Here is an 18,605-nt window from a genome sequence, read left to right on the forward strand (position 1 = left end):
TCTACTGAAATATTGAGTCAGGGTTTCACTCTAAACCGGTTGATTTTCACTAATTGTGATCTCTGACTTTCTCGTCAAGCTCTTTCCGTTTGGTCTCTTTTTCAATTTCTTCCAGCAATCCTTCTGAGGGCTGTTCATTTTCGATGTCGGTGAGATCGGGCTGACCGGCATTCACCCAGGCAGTGTACCACAAACTTGCAATGCCGTGAATGGCACCACGAAGTCTGCGTTCCACCTGTCCATCTAACATCTGGTGGTAAGTTTCGGCATATTCCTGTGAGTAAACTTTCACTACTGAGCGACCGCGTTCTTCATAGGAGTACTTTTGATCCGGGGAGAAGCGATCATTCAGCTCAGCTTCGAAAGTAAGCACAGAATCCAGGCCGGTGTGGCTTTCTCTTACCGACTGCCAGGCGAACTGCAGTGGCGACTCGATGTATCTGGCGTCATCCACAAAGTAGTCATAGTTTTTATCGAAAAGCTCTGGCAGCCGTGTTTCCCAAAAGCCGTGAATTCCCCGTTGCCCGGACAATTGGCCGTTGTAGTTCTCAGTCGTGTGAAGAGGAACGTGAGCGTCTCCAACGTAGTGACCGAGTTCAGCAGAAAGCCTTAAAATGTTGTCGATGTCTTTTTCCCTGAAAGCTTTGGTGAGCCAGTGAGTCATGGAGTTGATGTGCCAGGGCAAAATTCCATACTCCTGAAGTGTGTCTTCAGAGAACTTTTCTACTGCATCGTTCCATTTGAATGGTACAACTTCAAAAGGGTCGCACTCCTGACTGTGACAATAGTGGTCAATGTCGATGTAGTGTCTCTGTGCTTCTCCTTTTACTCCGTATCGTCTTTTGTCGGGTGCAACACTTTGGTCGATGATGAACTGAATATTCCGCTTGTAGAATCCAAAGAGGTCTTTAGGCAAAGCATAAACTGCCATTTCGTTTATCTTTCTATGGCTGTAAAAACCCCAGGCTGCTGCCGGTCCGAAGTCGAAAGACAACAAAACTAAAATTAGCCAGGTGGCAATTATTTGTTTACGCTTTTTGCGGTACATGTTCTGGTGTGAGCTTTTCTATCACTCCGTCTTTTAGAATCGGGATGCAATCCAGGTTGTTTGGTGTGAGGCAGTAGAGAATGTCTTCGTTCAGATTTAGTTTTTTCAGTCTTCTTCTATGAGAAGAAGCTTTGAGGTATCCGAAAATATTGTCTTTCGCAGAGCGCGAGATGTATTTGGCAGCAATGGTAGAGTCTTCTTCAGCTTTGAACTTTCCGCTTTTAATAAGCTGATCGGCAATGGCACCAGCGCAAATGGTGTCTTCGAGGTTAAATTTGTCTTTCCACCCGGAACCCAGCAACAGCGTGTCTTCGTGTTGGTCGATCAACCAGTCGCAAAGCGCATCCAAATTATTGAGTGCGCCAATCACCACTATCTCCATGTCTTTGGCCATGTTGATAGCCTTTGTTCCATTGGTGGTAGTGAGTACCACAGTCTTTTGCCTCAGGTCTGGATCCATAAAAGCAAAAGGGGAATTACCGATTTCAAATCCTTCAACAATTTCTCCATTACGCTCTGCCGCTGCGAGATAGCCTTTTTTCTGGAAAGACTTTGCTTCTTCTACCGTGGACACTGGCAGAATCTTAGTGTTGTTGTTAATAGCAGTGCAAATGGCTGAAGTGGCACGCAAAACATCAATCACCACGCAAATTTTGTAGTCGGCTTTATAAAGTTCGTATTGCGTGGGAGCAAAGCAAACTTCCACTCGCTTTTTTGGAGAGTTGATCATAGGCTTAGAGCGATTTTAGAAATGGATATTTCACGACTTCGGCTGGAATCTTTTTCTTTCTCACCGCAATGAAAATTTCCGAACCAGGCGAAATGAAGTCGTTTTTAACATAGCCCAATCCGATGGCTTTCTGAAGCGATGGACTCATAGTACCTGAAGTCACTCGGCCTATCACATTGCCTTCGCTGTCTTCGATTGGGTAATCCTTTCTGGCAATTCCTTTTTCGTTGAGCACGAATCCTACTAGTTTTTGATCTACTCCTTCTTCTTTCTGTTTTTCGAGTGCTTCGCGATTCACAAAGTCGTGGTTGAATTTAGTGATCCATCCAAGCCTGGCTTCGATAGGAGAGGTGGTGTCGTCAATATCGTTTCCATAAAGAGCAAACCCCATTTCCAGTCGCAGTGTATCTCGTGCTGCAAGTCCTGCTGGTTTGATTCCAAAATCACTTCCAGCTTTCATCACCGCATCCCAAATTTCTTCAGCATCATCGCTGTGGCAGTAAATTTCAAATCCTCCGGCACCGGTGTAGCCCGTTGCGGAAATGATTACGTCTTCTTTTCCGGCAAATTTTCCAACTTTGAAAGTGTAGAAGCCCATGTCGGCCAGGTTCACTTCCGTGAGCGACTGCATGACTTCGGCCGTTTTCGGACCCTGAATGGCCAGCAATGCGTAATCGTCTGACTGATCACTCATTTCTGCACCAAAGGTGTTTTGACCTTCTATCCAGTTCCAGTCTTTTTCGATGTTGGAAGCGTTCACCACAAGAAGATAGGTCTCTTCATTGAATCGGTAGATGAGCAGGTCGTCCACAATTCCTCCCTTGTCGTTGGGCATGCAGCTGTATTGCACCTTGCCATCGACCAGTTTTGAAGCGTCATTCGATGAGATTCTTTGAACGAGATCCAGAGCATTAGGTCCAGTGATAAAAAACTCACCCATGTGAGAGACATCAAAAACACCTAGATTCTCACGCACGTTGAGGTGCTCTTCATTCACGCCTGTGTACTGCACAGGCATTTCAAACCCTGCAAAGGGAACCATTTTGGCACCCAGTGCTTCGTGTTTAGACTTTAGCGGAGTCGACTTTAAAGTGGTTTTGGATTCGCTCATCTGTTGTTTGTTCTGCGGTTTCAGGAATTTTTGACGATTGATAAGTTACATATTTCTTATCCTTCATCGAAATTTGCCGGCAAAGGTAGAAATTTCAGCTCTCTGGAAAGATCACAAAGGAGCACTTCTTACAGCCCAGCTTTAATGTATTCAATCACCTTAGTCATCAGGTGAACGCGGTCTTTTCCGTGCACGTTGTGAGGGTGGCCTGGGTATGCCATAAAGTCTATTTGCACTCCCTTCTCAATTGAAGCTTTCAATAGTGCCATGTTGTGCTGAAGCACCACAACATCGTCTGAGGTGCCGTGGATCGATAGGAGCTTGCCCTCCAGGTTTTCTACGTACTGCGGCAAAGCTGCTTCCTCAAATCCTTCGGGGTTAGTTTCCGGAGTGTCCATGTAGCGCTCAGTGTACATCACTTCGTATAACTTCCAATCGATAACAGGGCCTCCGGCTACGCCAACTTTAAAGTTTCCTGGTTTGCGAAGCATCAAAGATGTAGTCATAAAACCACCGTAGCTCCAGCCGTGAACGGCAAATCTGTTTTCATCTGTGTAAGGTTGTTCCTTCAGCCAGTTGGTGAGATGCAGCTGGTCTTGCATTTCCAGATTCCCGAGATTTCTAAAAACAGCTTGCTCGAAATCGATTCCTCTGTTTGCCGATCCTCTGCCATCAACAGTGAAAACTATAAACCCATCTTCCGCCAGACTGTGCATCCAGAGTGAGGCAGCACCGAGCCAGGTGTTTCGCACAAGCTGCACATGAGGGCCGTTGTAAACGTAAACGAGAACAGGATATTTTTTGCTTTCATCAAAGTCGCTGGGCTTTATCATTCGACACCACAGTGGTGTGCCATCTTCTGCTTTGTGTGAAAAAATTTCCGTCTGTCCGTATTGCTTTCCTTTTAGCGGATTTTCAGCCTCGAATAAAACAGCTTCTTCCTCGCCATCCTCATCTTTGAGAGAGATCACTCGTGGAGTTTCAACACTTGAAAAAGAGTCAATAAAATACTTTCCGGAAGTGCTCAGTTTCGCAGAATGTGTGCCGGGAGTGGAGGTGAGTCTCGTCATCCCGCTTCCATCAACAGCTGCCTTGTAGATATGACGCTCGGTTGGGTTTTCTCCGGTAGCCTGAACGTAGATGAAATCACCTTCTTCGCTGAAACCAAGAAAATCTGTTACATCAAAATTGCCGGAAGTCACCTGATTTTTCAGATTCCCTTTGGTGTCGTACATGTAAAGGTGGTTGAATCCACTTCGTTCGCTAAACCACAGAAGATAATACTTAGATTTTTTAGTGAAAATCGGGCCGTGCTCTGGTTCCACGTATTCGTCATCGCTTTCTTCCAGAACCTTACCTAAAAACTGCCCTTTGTGAGATGACCAGGCTCCGAGATACATTTCATTCTGATCTCGGTTGACTACCGCCAGGTAAATCGTGTTGCCGTCTTCGCTCCAGGTGAGGTTGGTCACGTAAAAACTGTCATCTGCTTTTCCATCCTCAATGTCCAGATAAAGGAGTCTTTCGTTTTGAATGTCATACACACCAACTTTTGGAATTTCGCTGTCTTGCCCAGCCATCGGATATTTTATGGTTTCATCGGCCGCGGGAACCTTCGTGTAGTCGGGAATAGGGTAGTCACTAACCGGGCGTTCATCCTTTTGGTAAAAAGCCAGTCGCTTACCACCTGGCGACCAAAAAGTTCCTTTGGTAATCCCAAATTCGTATCTGTGAATGGCCTGCCCACTCACGACACCTTCTGGCTCGTCAGTGATCTGAATCGTTCGTTTGCCATCGTTGATAAAAAGATTGTTCTCTTTTGTGAAAGCAACCCGATTGGTTTGCTGATGATAGTCAGCGTTTTCAGCATCTTCATCGTACTGTAAAACAATCTCTGTCTTATCTTTCTTCAGGTTGGTTTTGTAGTAAGATTTTCCACGGCTGAAGAAAAAATTGTTTTTGTTGATCCATGTGATTTTTGGAAAGCTCGTCAGAGAGTCTTCTACCTGTTTATTCAGTTTATCGAGAGTTAAGCGCACGTTCGTTTTACCTCTTCGATTGACAACAATCAGGTTATCCTCATCAATGTAAGTGGCTTCGTCTTCGCCTTTTATCCACTGAAGCTGGTCGAGATTTTCGGGGTTCAACTCACCGTAGTTACCCATTACGGCTTCTTCGATGGAGAGCTCCTGGGCGAATGAAATGCTACTCAGGAAAGCTGTTAAAAAAATAAGGATTAGCGTTTTTTTCATCATGTTTTTTGGTCTGAAAATGGGCTGTAAATATAGCCAAATCGACTTGGTGAAATTGACACTGGAATGAGCGTGGATAAAGTTTTAAATTTGTCGCATGAAAAGATCTAAGGTGATTGTTACTGATCGTGCAACGGCTTCTTTTAAAAGAATCATTAGTGGGCTCAAGGAGGTGTCTCTAATTGGAGGAGAAGATGCCCGTCTGGCAATTTTAGACAGCATCAGAAAGCTAGGAGTAAATCCAATGGCCAACTCAAAACAGGCCCGTTTCGAAAGACTCGATGGAGAGTACAGAAAAGTGGAAGTTTGGGATTACCTTATTTACTACAAGGTGGAAGAGTCTCGCGTGATCGTTCTTGACATCATCATCCAACCCGGCAAAAAAGGAAAGCGCTAATCAACTGACTCTTTCTCGAGATAAGTCAAACTTTCCGGTCCAAGATTAAAGATCAGATCCAAAAGTGATAAGTTGTGCTCGAAAGCATGCCTGTCTGAAAAAACCTGCAAGTAACTCCGGTTTTCCACCCATCGCTGTTTCGATTTGAAATTGTCTTTCAAATCTTCGTCTGAAGACCCCTTAAAAAAATCAGAAGTGTATTTTTCTTCGCGGCTTTTACCAAGCCAGTTCAAAATGAGTTTGTGTGTGCTCATGTTGAAATCGACCAATTTCTCAGGCCTTGAAAAGAGGACATCGTAAAACTCATCCTTGTAGAAATCGAAGAAAGGCGAACGTTGGTAGGCTGTAACGATTGACCTCCAATGCAAAGTCGGCCAGTCGTCTTTGTAATCGATATCTATTTCACAAACCGGAATTTTCTGCCCTTTTTGACCAACTACAGGAATGGTAAGACGTTGTCTACCATTAGGCCCGAGAATCTCGTAGCGATTTCTGTAGGTTTGTTTGGGATAGTGTTCCCACTGTTCAAAAATCACTTCATCAGCTGCAAAATAGCTCGAGTAAAAGTCAATGTTTCCGAAAGGGCAAATCGGTAAAACAATGGTTTTGCTGGCCATAAATAAGAGGTTATTCTACCAACTTAAACATCCTGTCCCAACGAATGTCACTACCGTGGTGCTGAGCACTGTTTTCTTTAGAGAACCACGTAAACACTGCTTCACCAACTACGTGATCGAAAGGCACAAAGCCCCAGAATCTGGAGTCGAGTGATTGGTGACGGTTGTCTCCCATTAGCCAGTAGTAATCCTGTTTGAAAGTGTAGCTGTCTGTCTTTTCACCGTTAATGTAAATCTCATCTCCTTCAACCCGGAGGTCGTTGTTTTCATAAACATCAATCACTCTTTCGTAAATCGGTAGGTTGTCGGTAGTGAGTTCTATGGTTCTTCCTTTCTTAGGTATGTAAAGAGGGCCGAAATTATCAGGTGTCCAATCGTAATCCGGGTGATGCGGGAAAATCCTGAGAAAACCCAGGTCCATTTCGCCTTTTTCTTCATTTTGGACGTAGACCGTGTCGACATTCGACATGCGCTTAATCACCTCCGCTTCACTAGGCTCAATGGTAGCGCGAATGCGGTTTCCCTGGATACCGATGGAAGATTTGAGTCTTAAATCGAGTCTTCGTTGAATGGCGTTAGCTGTAGATACAGTATTGGTGCTTTCAATAATGTAGTCGAACTGCAAGTGTTCGGGGTTTTCTGCGGGCTCGCCATTGATCATGATTTGTCGATCTACAATGCTCAGAGTGTCTCCTGGCAGTCCCACCGCTCTCTTGATATAGTGTTCTTTTTTATCTAGTGGTCGCACATCCAGCCCGTACTGGTTTTCGAACATTCTGCTCGCTTGCTGACGATACTTTTCATCCACCTTCATAAATCCTTCAGGAGTTGGCTCCTCTACATTTCTTTGGTAGAGATCATATGCTTGTCTGCGAACGTACTGGTAATAGTCGCGGGTCGACATGTCGGGTTGATTGATGATCGTATCCCCGTGCGGAAAGTTGAAAACCACTGCATCGTTTCGCTCTACATCTCCGAGTCCCGGAAGTCTGAAATAGGGCATCTTGTACCACTCCACGTAGCTTTTAGTTCCCAGAATTGGCATGGTGTGGTGAGCAAGTGGAAAGCTCACCGGGGTCATTGGCGAACGAGGCCCGTAGTTCACTTTACTTACAAAGAGGTAATCTCCTACGAGCATCGATTTCTCCATGGAAGGAGAAGGAATGGTGAAAGCTTCTAAAAGAAAAGTTCTGATTACTGTAGCGGCAATGATTGCAAAAATGATTGCCTCGCCCCATTCTCTCGTTGTGCTTTTCTTTCTCTTTTTCCAATCTCTCGGTCCCACGTACTTCACTTCTTCATCTTTGAACGCCATCATAGGAAGAGCAATCCACGGAAGCACTCCCACAAACCACTGCGACCTGGTGGATCTTTTGTTGAAAACAATGGCAAGCTCAACATTCATGATGATCAGCATCAGCAAATTCACTCCGGGAATCAGGAGAAGGATAAGCCAATACCACGGGCGGTTGGTGAGCTGCAACCAGATGTAAAAGTTATATCCGGGGATGTATCCTTTCCAGGATGGTTTTCCTGCTTTTTCAAAAAACTTTGGCAGAACAATGAAGTATTCTGCAATGAGGAGTAGAAGTAGTATTTCGGGTAAATTCATGTTGTCAAAATTATGCTCCTAAAACGAATACTTCAGCTAAAATTGTAGCCAAAATTACGAGTGGCAGCAGGTCATTATGAATGGCTCAAATTTGCAGTAAATCTTCCATTCCGTATGTTCCAGAGGATTGGTTTACGATCCATTCGGCCGCTAAAATAGCACCTTTGGCGAAACCTTCACGACTGTGAGCTTTGTGCTCAATGGTGAGGTCATCTATTGCACTTCGGTAGCTCACGCAATGCGTGCCAAAAATCTCGCCCTCTCGGTAGGCTTTCACTCCAATCTCATTTTCGTTTGGTTTTTCGGGAGCTAAACTCCAGCCGGTCTTGCTATCTAGTTTATCGATCATTTGTTCCACAATGGAAACAGCAGTTCCACTGGGAGCATCTTTTTTGTGAATGTGATGCCACTCTTCAACTGACGGTGTGTAATCCGGTTGAGCGTTCATTAGTTTAGCCAATGACTTGTTTACCTGGAAGAAAATATTGACTCCCACGGAAAAATTACTGGCGAAGAAAAAGCGTCCTTTCTTTTCTTCAACAGTCTTTAGCACTTCTTTTTTTTGATCGTTCCATCCCGTAGACCCTGTGACAACTGGAATATCGTTCTGAAGGCAGAGCATAAAATTGTCCACGGCACTTTCGGGGTTGGTAAACTCTATCGCCACATCGCATCCAGAGAGATTTTCGGAAGTCGCAGGGGAGGAGGAGGTGGCTTTTAAGACTATTTCGTGCCCGCGTTCAACTGCGAGTTTTTCAATGGTTTTACCCATTTTCCCGTAACCGATGATCGCAATTTTCATGAAGCAAGAATCTTTTTCAGAATTGGATATTGAGTGAAATGCCGGTAGACCCTGTTGGAGCCAGGTTGATATCAGGCGACCAGTTCAGCGAGATGTCGTCTGAAATGTCGAAGTGAAAAAAGTGAGCATCGACATTGGCATCAATGATTTGAAGGATGTAGACTGCTGCCAGTGACACGTAAGAAAGATCGAGCCACCTGCGATATGTATTCTGAAGCTGATCGAGCTGCGAGCCATTAAACTGAGTGGTGTTCACAGTGTTTGGGTCATCATCTCTCACTGCAATCAGTGCATCGCGATAGCGTCTGAAGCTTTTTCCGTTCTCTACAATGAAGTAGACACAGGTGCCAATTCCGGCATAGACTATCGGGATCTTCCAGTATTTTTTGTTGTAAGCCTGGCCAAGACCGGGAAGCACGGCAGACATGATTGTTGCTTTTCGGGGAGGATGCGATGCAAAAGGATCGCTTTCATCAACACTCTCCACATCGGTTGTGTCTGCCTGTTCGACATCGTAAGTTTCATTTTGAGAAAAACACGAAATGGTAGCAAGCAAAAACAGGAGGGACGCTATGCTAATTTTGAAGCTCAAAGCTCAAGTAAGTCGATTAGCTGTTGGAGTTCTTCTTCAGAGCGGAAAGGAATTTCGATTTTGCCAGTACCATTTTCACTTCGCTTTAACCCAGCGCCTTTACCGAATTTTTCTTTCAGTTCATCGCGCACCTTTTGGTGAGCCAAGGAAAGCGAGCTACCGGCCGATTTACCATTTTTCGATTTCGACTTCTGGTCTCCGTTTCTAACGAGCTCTTCGGTTTGTCTTACCGAAAGATCATCCTTGAGAATTTTCCTAAAAACGTCAACCTGCTTTTTTTCCGATCCGGCATTGACCAATGCACGGGCGTGGCCCATGCTGATTTCTTTCTCGATTATTCCTACCTGGATTTCTGCGGGCAATTTGAGTAATCGCAAGTAGTTGGTTACTGTAGTTCGGTTTTTGCCAACACGTTCGCTCAGCTGTTCCTGGGTCAAAGAGCACTCTTCAATCAGTCTTTGGTAGCTGATGGCAACTTCGATGGCATCGAGGTTTTCGCGTTGAATGTTTTCGACCAGCGCCATTTCGAGCATTGCCTGATCGTCAGCTTCTCTTACGTAGGAGGGAATTTCTTCAACTTCTGCAATTTGAGAAGCTCTAAATCTGCGTTCACCAGAGATTAATTGGTAGCGCTGGGCGCCAATTTTTCTAACAGTGATGGGCTGGATAATTCCCAACTCGCGAATGGAAGTGGCCAGTTCCTCAAGTGCTGTAGAGTCAAATTTTGAGCGAGGCTGAAATGGGTTCGCTTCGATCTGAGAAATTTTGAGCATGGCGATATTGCCCGCTACATTCCCAATACTTCCTTTGCTTACAGGTTTTCTAGGCTCTGGTGCACTTCCCGAATTTTCCAGTAAGGCACTCAGGCCTCTTCCCAACGCTTTCTTCTTAGCCATTATCTAAGTTGATATATTTTTCTTCATCACTAATTTTCGTCATCTCATTCTTCTGCAGAATTTCTCTGGCAAGGTTGAGATAGTTCACCGAACCTTTGCAACTTGCATCGTGCATGATGATGGTTTCACCAAAGCTCGGAGCTTCACCCAAACGAGTATTTCTGTGAATGATTGTATCGAATACAAGTTCCTGGAAGTGCATTTTTACCTCTTCCACAACCTGATTGGCGAGTCGGAGGCGAGTGTCGTACATTGTCAATAAAATCCCTTCGATAGACAACTCTGTGTTGAGTTTCGACTGAACGATTTTGATCGTGTTCAACAACTTGCCAAGGCCTTCGAGTGCAAAGTACTCGCACTGAACAGGGATAATCACAGAGTCGGAAGCCGTAAGTCCATTGACAGTGATTAGGCCCAAAGATGGTGAGCAATCGATGATGATAAAGTCGTACTCGTCTTTGATGGGCTCCAGGGCCATCTTCATCATGTACTCCCTGTTGGGCATGTTGATCAACTCAATTTCAGCTCCAACCAAATCGATGTGCGCTGGTAGAATGTCGAGATTCGGGTTCTCAGTTGAGATGATGATGTCTTTCGGGGGCACATCGTTAATGATGCTTTCGTAGACACTGGTCTTCACTGTCTTGGGGTCGATACCAACACCCGATGTTGCGTTAGCCTGAGGATCTGCATCCACAATAAGCGTTTTGTACTCCAGCACGCCAAAGCAAGCGGCAAGGTTAATGGCGCTTGTTGTTTTTCCAACTCCACCTTTCTGATTCGCTATTGAAATAATTTTTCCCATGTCCCTCGTTTAAATGGCCTTTGACGAACCGATTTCCATCAGTTCGAGGTTTTTTCCGGCCTTGTTGAATTTTGTTTTAGCCTCTTCGTGGTCAATTTTTACTGGTGGAAACGTATCGTAATGCATTCCAATTACATCATTGCACTGAATAAAGTCGCAGCAAATGACAGCATCTTCAATTCCCATGGTGAAGTTATCTCCAATTGGCAAGATTGCCAAATCGGGTTTGTGGTACTTACCTATGAGCTGCATGTCCATGGTTAGTGCCGTATCTCCTGCGTAGTAAATTGTCTTTCCTTCGATTTCAAAAAGAAATCCTCCCGGATTTCCACCGTAAGTTCCATCTGGCAAAACACTGCTGTGAACTGCATTAACGTATTTCACACTTCCAAAATCAAACTTCGCTTTCCCACCGTGATTCATTGGGTGCACGTTGTCGTGACCTTTGCCCTGGATCCAACCGATGATTTCAAAGTTGGAAACCACCTGACAGTTTTTGTTGTTTGTCAAAACGGTGTCTACATCTGCCACATGGTCTTCGTGACCGTGAGAAAGCAATAAGTAATCACAAGAAATATCATTTACATCGATATTCTTTGCCAGCTCGTTTGGGCTGATAAAGGGATCGATCAAAATCTTTTTGTCGTTGGTTTCCAGAAGGAAGCAAGAATGTCCAAAGTATGTGAGCTTCATAAATCGTTCTTCGCTTTTTTCGGGTTAAAATCTGTGCATTTGTTGAAGGCCAGGTGGATTACTTAGATTTGGCCTTATTTTCAGCGTTTCCAGCGCCTTTGAAATATTAGGTAAAGATAGGTTTTCTCAAGGCCTTGAAGGGTGTGATGGAGGGTAAAGTTTTACACAGATTTTTTGTTAAAATCACGTTGATAACAAACATCCAAAACCTGTAACAGTTGAAGATTTTGATTTGAGCTAATCAGTAAAATTAATCATGAAACAGAAGATTACGGTAATTGCCGGAACCAACAGGGAAAACAGCAACAGCAGCAAAGTAGCCGAAGAATACGCCAGATTATTAAATCAAAAAGGGGCCGAAGCACAGGTGTTCAATTTGCGCGAAATGCCGCACGATTTTTTGGCTAGCGATATGTATGGATTGAGGTCAGAGGAAGTGGAGCGGATTGTTGAGAAGTATATGCTCCACACCGATAAGTACATCTTTGTTGTGCCGGAATACAACGGTGGATTTCCAGGAATTCTGAAGGCGTTTATCGACTGTATGAATCCAAAAATTTTTACCGGTAAAAAGGCCGGGTTGATAGGTTTGAGTGCAGGAAGAACTGGGAGCCTTTTAGGAATGGATCACTTTACAGGAATATTGCACTATCTGAAGGTGCACGTACATTTCTCGAAACCTAAGCTGAGTTTGATAGAAACTATTTTGGACAATCAGGAAGGAAAACTCGATCGGGAGACACTAGAAAGACTGGATGAGCACGCCAGCCAAATGATTGATTTTTAAAATTAGTCTTCGAGATCTTCAAATTTCACGTCAGAAAACTCTTCATCGGATCGCTTGCTATCGGAGTTGCCATTTTCGCTAAACTTTGGCGTTTCATCACCATCTGAGTCGTTGTCGTAAGCATCGTTTCTAGGTGAGTCGTCTTCACTTAAAAACTCATCTGTAGCTTGCAACTCGCGGATTTTATCGATTGTCTCGGTGAGCCCATCAGCAAATTTGTCGAAGTCTTCTTTGTAGAGGAAAAGTTTGTGCTTCTCGTAAAAGAACTTACCATCATCGTTGTACTTTCTTTTGCTTTCGGTGATTGTGAGGTAGAGGTCGCTACCCTTGGTAGACTTTACATCGAAAAAGTAGGTTCGTTTTCCCGCTCGGATGGCCTTCGAATAAATATCTTCCCTGTTGTTCCTGCCGTCTGACATGCTCAATTTGGTTTTTGGTTAGAGAGTTACGTTTAATCAAAATTAGAAAAATAATCCAAAAACCGAAATGCAGATCTAGAAAGGGTCAACGGATGAGGTTGATGTGGCCTGTGTAGTCGTGTGGCAGCTGTCTGAGGTCTTCCAAAAAAACCTGGTAGGTGTAAACGCCTTGAGGAACCGGCTCACCTTTGTAAGTGCCATCCCAGCCTACCTTCGGGTGGATAGACTTAAAGATTTTCTTTCCCCATCGATTGTAGATGTACATGGTATACTCACCAACACCCACAGATTTTGGCACAAACACGTCATTGATGCCGTCACCATCAGGCGTGAAAGCATTAGGGGCGTAAAACAAATGGCCCGAAATCTCTACCGGATAGTAGGCAGTGTCAGTGCAGCCAAACTCATTTGTCACTACCTGCATTACGTCCACGTAGCCCGTTTCTGTGAAGGTGTGAAGAAAATCGCAGGAGTTAGAAGTTGATCCGTCTTCGAAATAATAAAAGCACGAGATCGCGCCTTCCGACTGATCGATAATCTGCGCATTTGGATCAATGGCCGCCATGGTCTGCGGTTCGACAATGAATCCCGCATCTGGCGAATCGAGAACCTCGACTGCATCGACCTGAACCTCGCTAACTTCATCTACACATCCCTGGTTCGAATTGATTGTCAGTGTCACTGTGTAAATTCCAGGATTCTGATAAACGTGAACTGGGTTTTGATTTGTGGCAGTGTTGCCATCGCCAAACTCCCAGAAATAGTTAATCGGTGTGGAGTGTTCACTGGAGTCGGTGAATGTTACCATGAATGGCGGACATCCGGAATCATGATGGAGAGAGAATTCAGGTACAGGGTTATAAATGACTTCTACAGAATCGAGATAGTCTCGTTCACAACCGTTTTCGGCAATAGTCAAATGGACCGGATAAGTGCCGGCCTCTTCAAAGGTTATGTTCTGAGGATTTGGCTCATCGCTCGTTTGTGGAGAACCAAATTCGCTAAAATCCCAGGAGTAAATTGCTTCGTCAGATTCTGCACCAAGACCTTCGAAATCGAAGTTGTGCCCATTAAAACACTGAGAAGATTGAGCGGGAAATGACGGGTTTAGCAAAGTATACACTTCAATTTCTTCGGTGTCTGTCGTTGGACAGGTTTGAGGTGCAAAAGCCGTGAGCTCTACCACGTAATGACCAGTGTCGGGATAAGTGAAAGTTGGCTCGAAGCTATTCGATCCGCCATCCCAGGTTCCGTTAATATCCACATCCCATGAATAAGATTCAGCATTCTGAGATTCGTTGACAAAGTCGTAAGTGAGCCCGTTGCAAAACTCAGTTTGTGGGCCAATCTGCGCTTGTGGTGTGGGGGGCAGGTCGATGATTATCTCATCAGAAACGGTGCAGGCGTAATCTTCCACAGTAAGAATGATTGTGTTTTGCTCACCCGGATTGAGCGGTGCTGAGGTGAGCAAGCTGTCCGTTCCCATGTCTGAGCCATTAACGGACCAGCTGTAAATGACATCCTCAGAAAAGTTCCCTTCCGAATCAAAGGAATAAGTTTCCTGGCCATTAAGGCATTCAAATTCACCTTGCAAGATGGTGGGAGCAACTTCTGGATAAACTTCAAAACTTGCCGATGCGGAATCTACGCAGCTCCAACCTTCATTAATAATTAGCCACACTTCGTACTCCCCAATTTCATCGTAGGTGTAACTTGGATTAGGCTCTGTGGAAGTGTCATCTTCCGTGTTTGGGTCACCAAAATCCCACAGGTAACTCGTTGCATTCACGGAGTTGCTCGTGAAATCCACAGTAAGACCCTGACAAAACTCTTCGGTAGATTGTTCTTCAATTGCGGCACTCACATTGGGGTCACAAATTGTTACATTAAACTGAAAGTCACGCCTCACGGTGCTGATAAGGTCTCCATCCCGATATTCTTTCACACAAATCCCCATAGCGTACTGTCCTTGCTGAGTGGGTGTGCCAGTGATCACTCCTGTTGTTGGATCAATCTCAAATTGTGGATCGCTTGTGATCGGCTCTGGTGCATTGAACCCCGGAGCATAGGTCACTTCATCGTATGGTGGGGGAAAAGGCGGATCAGGAATAATCATCGCATCAGTATCCGGTCCACCTCCATGCAGTGGTGCGCAAAATTCATAGGCAAGCGAATCTCCATCAGGATCGATAGCGGAATGGTCAAAAACAAAGGCTCCATTCGTGCAAAGTGCAACCGGGGGAAATTCCTGAAAGACAGGGCTGCTATTAAAGTTATTGCCAATCTCGAAAGTGCCTGGGATGTGAGTTTCCAGCGTTATTCCTAAATCTTGTGGGTTCGTGAGGTTATTGATGGATGGGTTTCTACAGCAGCGTTGATACACTACCTGGTAGCCGTTTGGGTTTGGTGGCAGTTCCACCACTGTTTCGTAAACAGCTTCTTCCACACAAAGCTCCGGTGGGACTATGAAGCATGGATTTTCAAGCTCAAGCGGAAGTTCATTAATCTGAGTAAAATTCGTTGGGATATTGATGCTGAAGTCGAGGTTGCCATTTACAAAAAAGCCAACGGCTGCGTTATCGTCAAATCCAGTTTGATTTGTGTTGGCAGGGCCGCAGTCCCGATAAATTTTCAGCGTTATCAGATATTCGCTTCCTCCCAAATATTCGTAATAAATCTCACCTCCAACTATGTGCGTTCCTCTCATAGGCATGGCCAAAGCCAGGAGTAGAGCAAGTGTTAGAAGTTTCCAGAGCTTAAGCATAGAGTTTCACGAAATTTCGGGCGGTGTATAAATTCTTCATAAAGTACTATTCCAAAGTGTCTGTTTTCCCTAATCACTAACTCAGCAAATTTTTTTAATCACTGAAATCTAGTGCTTTAAGGTTGTAAAATGCTAGTGGCATCAATCTCTAAATTAGCAAAATAATTGCTCGATGAACAATTAATGACACATTACCATTTTCAATCGTTAGATTTGGCATCTAATCAGAATCCGTTGTGATTCATTATCAAAAGATAGACTAATTTGAAATTCGAAAAGTTGCAATTGCACGCTGATTTACTCGAAGGTATCAGCGCCATGGGCTTTGAAGAAGCCACTCCGATTCAGGAGATGGCTATTCCCCCCATTTTAGAGAAAAAAGATCTTATCGGAAGCGCTCAAACGGGAACTGGAAAAACCGCTGCGTTTTTGCTCCCGGTCATGAATCACATTCTCAATAATCCTAACCGGGATCACATCAATGCTCTCGTGATCGTTCCTACAAGAGAACTGGCAGTTCAGATTGATCAACAAATTCAAGGCTTTTCATACTTCACGGATATCTCATCCATCGCCATTTATGGTGGTGGTGATGGCAGTGATTTTTCCAAAGAGAAGAAGGCACTCACCACAGGTACAGACATCGTGATTGTGACACCAGGTCGAATGATTTCTCACCTCAATTTGGGTTACGTAGACTTCTCTCATCTCAACCATTTGATTTTGGATGAGGCAGACAGAATGCTCGACATGGGCTTCTATCAGGATATTTTGAGAATCATCAAGAATGCCAATAAGGATCGCCAAACCCTGCTTTTCTCGGCTACCATGCCGAAGCGAATCCTGGAACTTTCTAAAGAAATTTTGAACGATCCGGTTCATGTCAACATCGCGCTTTCGAAACCTGCGGAGGGAGTTCTGCAGGGAGCCTACTTGGTTTTCGATAATCAAAAAGTGGATCTGATCACGAGTTTGGTCGACAAGGAAGAGCTGAAAAGCGCCATTATTTTTGCATCGACCAAAAAGGCAGTTTCAACTCTTCATCGGGCTTTAAAGTCCAAAGGTCTCAACGTAGGAGAAATTAGCTCCGATCTCGATCAGGACAAGAGACAGGAAGTTTTGTTGGCTTTCAAGAATAGAAAAATTGCCATCCTAGTGGCTACCGATGTTGTAGCTCGTGGAATCGACATTGACGGGATCGAATTGGTAATCAACTACGATGTTCCTGGAGATGCAGAAGATTATGTCCACCGCATTGGAAGAACTGCTCGTGCAGATAGCACCGGGGTGGGACTAACCCTCATCACACCCAACGACCAGCGCAAATTCTATCAAATCGAACAATTGATTGAGACCACTGTAAGAAAATTGGATCTTCCTCCTCAACTCGGGCCTGGCCCGGAGTACAATCCGAAAACTGGTGGTGGAGGAAACAAAAAGAAGCACTATGGCAAAGGAAAAGGTAGAAAAGGAGGATTTAAAAAATCTAACCGAAAGTGATTGGAAGGAGCGACTGTCTCCGGAAGAGTTTCATGTTTTGAGACAAGCGGGAACCGAAAGACCATTTTCCGGAAAATTTAATATGCACTTTGAAGATGGAAAATACAGGTGCAACGCTTGTGGTAATCCGCTCTTTGAATCCGAAACAAAATTTGATGCAGGCTGTGGATGGCCGAGTTTCGACAAGGCTATTCCAGGCTCTGTGGAGGAGAAAAGAGATACCAGTCACGGAATGATTCGCACTGAGGTCCTTTGTGCAAATTGTCACAGCCATTTGGGTCACGTTTTTCCCGATGGGCCCACCGAGACAGGTATGCGCTACTGCATCAACTCCGTTTCTATCGACTTTGATAAAGAAGATTAATCCGTCTCTTAGCAAAAAGTTAATTTCGTTATCAAATCCTTTTCGATTTTACTCTAAATTGGCAGAAAAGGGGCGAACCGCTATATTTGCCTTTGATCATAAATGTGAGATGCTGCTTCTAAAGTGCCAACAGACAGTGTCTCAATGTCAAACAAATAATATTGAGTTTGGGAGTCAATTACATCCGCAGGTTTTGGAAGGACAAACAGGTCGCCTCAATTACACCTTCCTCAAAGTTTAGTGTTCGCTATTTGCGAAATCGCATTGATTTTCAAAAGGCCAATGTGGTAGTTGAATACGGTGCCGGCAACGGAGTTTTTTCGAAAATGCTGGCGGCAAACATGCACGAAAACTCCAAACTGATTCTATTCGAAACAAACGAAGACTTCGTTCGCGACCTCAAAAATATTTTTAGCGGAGACGATCGCATTCATGTTGTTTGTGAAAATGCGCTGGATGTTTGTAAGGTGCTCAACAACATCGGAATAGACGATGCCGATTACATCATCACAGGTATTCCCTTCACCTTTCTCGATGACAAAGAGCGTAAAGATTTGATTCAGAATTCCTTCAACATGCTCAGTGAAGGTGGTCGTTTAATCTCTTATCAATTTTCGATGACGGTGAACAAGTATGTGAAGAACCAATTTGGCGGTTTGAAGATGAGTGTACAGCCACTCAATATTCCTCCGCTTTTGGTTGTGGAAGGCGTTAAAGATCTCAGCTAATTACTGACCGTAGCTAATGTGGCTGTGGACAATCCTCCAGTTACCGTCTTTCTTTTCCCAAATATCTGTGCTTGACCCTCGCATCACATCGCCCTGGGCCTCAATTCTAAATCGCGTGTAACTCCAGGCATTCGATGGGTTTATTGGGAAGATTCGAAACTCGTCTGAGTAAGCCTGTCCCATGTATTCGCCTTGAGGATCCTGCTCAATCGAAGTGTCCAGGGCTCTTTGCCACCCATAAACAGCCTGTGCACCGCTGGCCACCCGAAGCGAGTCTGACTTCCAAAACATTTGCATGTAGCCGCGCATGTTTTTGTTGTTCCATTCACTCACAGCTTTATTGTAAACTTTATGGATCTCTTTTTTAACCTCCTCGCGTGTTTTCCCCTGTGGATCTTCCGAACAGGAAGTGATTGCCAGGATAAAACTGATTGCCAAGACTGGAAGAATTAACTTTTTCATAGAACCAAAACTGCGTGTTTGCTAAA

19 protein-coding genes are annotated in these 18,605 nt (G+C 44.5%); 5 read left to right on the forward strand and 14 right to left on the reverse strand.

Features of this window, described 5'->3' with window-relative positions:
- Positions 1 to 49: 49 nt before the first annotated feature.
- The 4 genes from ABHV44_RS09765 to ABHV44_RS09780 form a co-directional block, all read right to left on the reverse strand.
- Complete coding sequence (locus ABHV44_RS09765) at positions 50 to 1,048, reverse strand: zinc dependent phospholipase C family protein (protein WP_459074498.1); 999 nt, start codon at positions 1,046 to 1,048, stop codon at positions 50 to 52.
- On the reverse strand, positions 1,029 to 1,778 hold the full coding sequence (locus ABHV44_RS09770) for a 2-phosphosulfolactate phosphatase (RefSeq protein ID WP_459074499.1): 750 nt from the start codon (positions 1,776 to 1,778) through the stop codon (positions 1,029 to 1,031). Before ABHV44_RS09770 ends, ABHV44_RS09765 begins: the two co-directional genes overlap by 20 nt.
- A gap of 4 nt (positions 1,779 to 1,782) precedes the next feature.
- Complete coding sequence (gcvT, locus tag ABHV44_RS09775; protein WP_459074500.1) at positions 1,783 to 2,889, reverse strand: glycine cleavage system aminomethyltransferase GcvT; 1,107 nt, start codon at positions 2,887 to 2,889, stop codon at positions 1,783 to 1,785.
- A 128-nt stretch (positions 2,890 to 3,017) separates the two neighbouring features.
- The gene (locus tag ABHV44_RS09780; protein ID WP_459074501.1) at positions 3,018 to 5,144 is read right to left on the reverse strand and encodes a S9 family peptidase; all 2,127 of its coding nucleotides are present in this window, start codon (positions 5,142 to 5,144) and stop codon (positions 3,018 to 3,020) included.
- 94 nt (positions 5,145 to 5,238) lie between these two features.
- On the opposite strand from ABHV44_RS09780, the gene ABHV44_RS09785 reads away from it, so the two are divergent.
- Positions 5,239 to 5,538 carry a type II toxin-antitoxin system RelE/ParE family toxin gene (locus tag ABHV44_RS09785; RefSeq protein WP_459074502.1) on the forward strand — a complete coding sequence of 100 codons (300 nt, stop codon included), beginning with the start codon at positions 5,239 to 5,241 and terminating at the stop codon, positions 5,536 to 5,538.
- Here the strand turns inward: ABHV44_RS09785 and ABHV44_RS09790 are convergent.
- The 7 genes from ABHV44_RS09790 to ABHV44_RS09820 form a co-directional block, all read right to left on the reverse strand.
- Complete coding sequence (locus ABHV44_RS09790; protein ID WP_459074503.1) at positions 5,535 to 6,155, reverse strand: WbqC family protein; 621 nt, start codon at positions 6,153 to 6,155, stop codon at positions 5,535 to 5,537. The two genes, ABHV44_RS09785 and ABHV44_RS09790, sit on opposite strands and share 4 nt — an antisense overlap.
- A gap of 10 nt (positions 6,156 to 6,165) precedes the next feature.
- Entirely contained in the window at positions 6,166 to 7,767 is a 1,602-nt protein-coding gene (locus ABHV44_RS09795; RefSeq protein WP_459074504.1) for a S26 family signal peptidase, read from the reverse strand.
- 85 nt (positions 7,768 to 7,852) lie between these two features.
- Entirely contained in the window at positions 7,853 to 8,569 is a 717-nt protein-coding gene (gene dapB, locus ABHV44_RS09800) for a 4-hydroxy-tetrahydrodipicolinate reductase (protein ID WP_459074505.1), read from the reverse strand.
- A gap of 16 nt (positions 8,570 to 8,585) precedes the next feature.
- On the reverse strand, positions 8,586 to 9,161 hold the full coding sequence (locus ABHV44_RS09805) for a DUF5683 domain-containing protein (protein ID WP_459074506.1): 576 nt from the start codon (positions 9,159 to 9,161) through the stop codon (positions 8,586 to 8,588).
- Positions 9,158 to 10,057, reverse strand: a complete 900-nt coding sequence (locus ABHV44_RS09810; RefSeq protein WP_459074507.1) for a ParB/RepB/Spo0J family partition protein — start codon at positions 10,055 to 10,057, stop codon at positions 9,158 to 9,160. Before ABHV44_RS09810 ends, ABHV44_RS09805 begins: the two co-directional genes overlap by 4 nt.
- Positions 10,050 to 10,862: a ParA family protein gene (locus tag ABHV44_RS09815; protein WP_459074508.1), complete on the reverse strand. Its 813-nt coding sequence runs from the start codon at positions 10,860 to 10,862 to the stop codon at positions 10,050 to 10,052. Before ABHV44_RS09815 ends, ABHV44_RS09810 begins: the two co-directional genes overlap by 8 nt.
- A 9-nt stretch (positions 10,863 to 10,871) precedes the next feature.
- The gene (locus ABHV44_RS09820) at positions 10,872 to 11,555 is read right to left on the reverse strand and encodes a metal-dependent hydrolase (RefSeq protein ID WP_459074509.1); all 684 of its coding nucleotides are present in this window, start codon (positions 11,553 to 11,555) and stop codon (positions 10,872 to 10,874) included.
- Positions 11,556 to 11,811: 256 nt separating this feature from the next.
- Between ABHV44_RS09820 and ABHV44_RS09825 the strand changes: the two genes are divergently transcribed.
- Positions 11,812 to 12,342 (forward strand): NADPH-dependent FMN reductase, encoded by a 531-nt coding sequence (locus ABHV44_RS09825; protein WP_459074510.1) that lies wholly within the window; start codon positions 11,812 to 11,814, stop codon positions 12,340 to 12,342.
- A gap of 2 nt (positions 12,343 to 12,344) precedes the next feature.
- On the opposite strand, the gene ABHV44_RS09830 is transcribed toward ABHV44_RS09825, so the two are convergent.
- Together ABHV44_RS09830 and ABHV44_RS09835 are read right to left on the reverse strand one after the other, a co-directional pair.
- Positions 12,345 to 12,761, reverse strand: a complete 417-nt coding sequence (locus tag ABHV44_RS09830; RefSeq protein ID WP_459074511.1) for a DUF3276 family protein — start codon at positions 12,759 to 12,761, stop codon at positions 12,345 to 12,347.
- Positions 12,762 to 12,846: 85 nt separating this feature from the next.
- Entirely contained in the window at positions 12,847 to 15,525 is a 2,679-nt protein-coding gene (locus ABHV44_RS09835) for a PKD domain-containing protein (protein ID WP_459074512.1), read from the reverse strand.
- A gap of 264 nt (positions 15,526 to 15,789) precedes the next feature.
- Here ABHV44_RS09835 and ABHV44_RS09840 point away from each other — a divergent pair, with 264 nt between their 5' ends.
- From ABHV44_RS09840 to ABHV44_RS09850, 3 genes are all read left to right on the forward strand, one after another.
- Entirely contained in the window at positions 15,790 to 17,025 is a 1,236-nt protein-coding gene (locus ABHV44_RS09840) for a DEAD/DEAH box helicase (RefSeq protein ID WP_459074513.1), read from the forward strand.
- Complete coding sequence (gene msrB, locus ABHV44_RS09845) at positions 16,973 to 17,389, forward strand: peptide-methionine (R)-S-oxide reductase MsrB (RefSeq protein ID WP_459074514.1); 417 nt, start codon at positions 16,973 to 16,975, stop codon at positions 17,387 to 17,389. Before ABHV44_RS09840 ends, msrB begins: the two co-directional genes overlap by 53 nt.
- A gap of 161 nt (positions 17,390 to 17,550) precedes the next feature.
- Positions 17,551 to 18,117, forward strand: a complete 567-nt coding sequence (locus ABHV44_RS09850) for a class I SAM-dependent methyltransferase (RefSeq protein WP_459074515.1) — start codon at positions 17,551 to 17,553, stop codon at positions 18,115 to 18,117.
- Here the strand turns inward: ABHV44_RS09850 and ABHV44_RS09855 are convergent, their stop codons facing one another.
- Positions 18,118 to 18,579 carry a Cif family virulence factor gene (locus ABHV44_RS09855; protein ID WP_459074516.1) on the reverse strand — a complete coding sequence of 154 codons (462 nt, stop codon included), beginning with the start codon at positions 18,577 to 18,579 and terminating at the stop codon, positions 18,118 to 18,120. It lies immediately after the preceding gene.
- Positions 18,580 to 18,605: the final 26 nt, after the last annotated feature.

Source organism: Halocola ammonii, from assembly GCF_049334165.1.
Taxonomy (GTDB): Bacteria; Bacteroidota; Bacteroidia; order Flavobacteriales_D; family Sanyastnellaceae; genus JBEGHD01.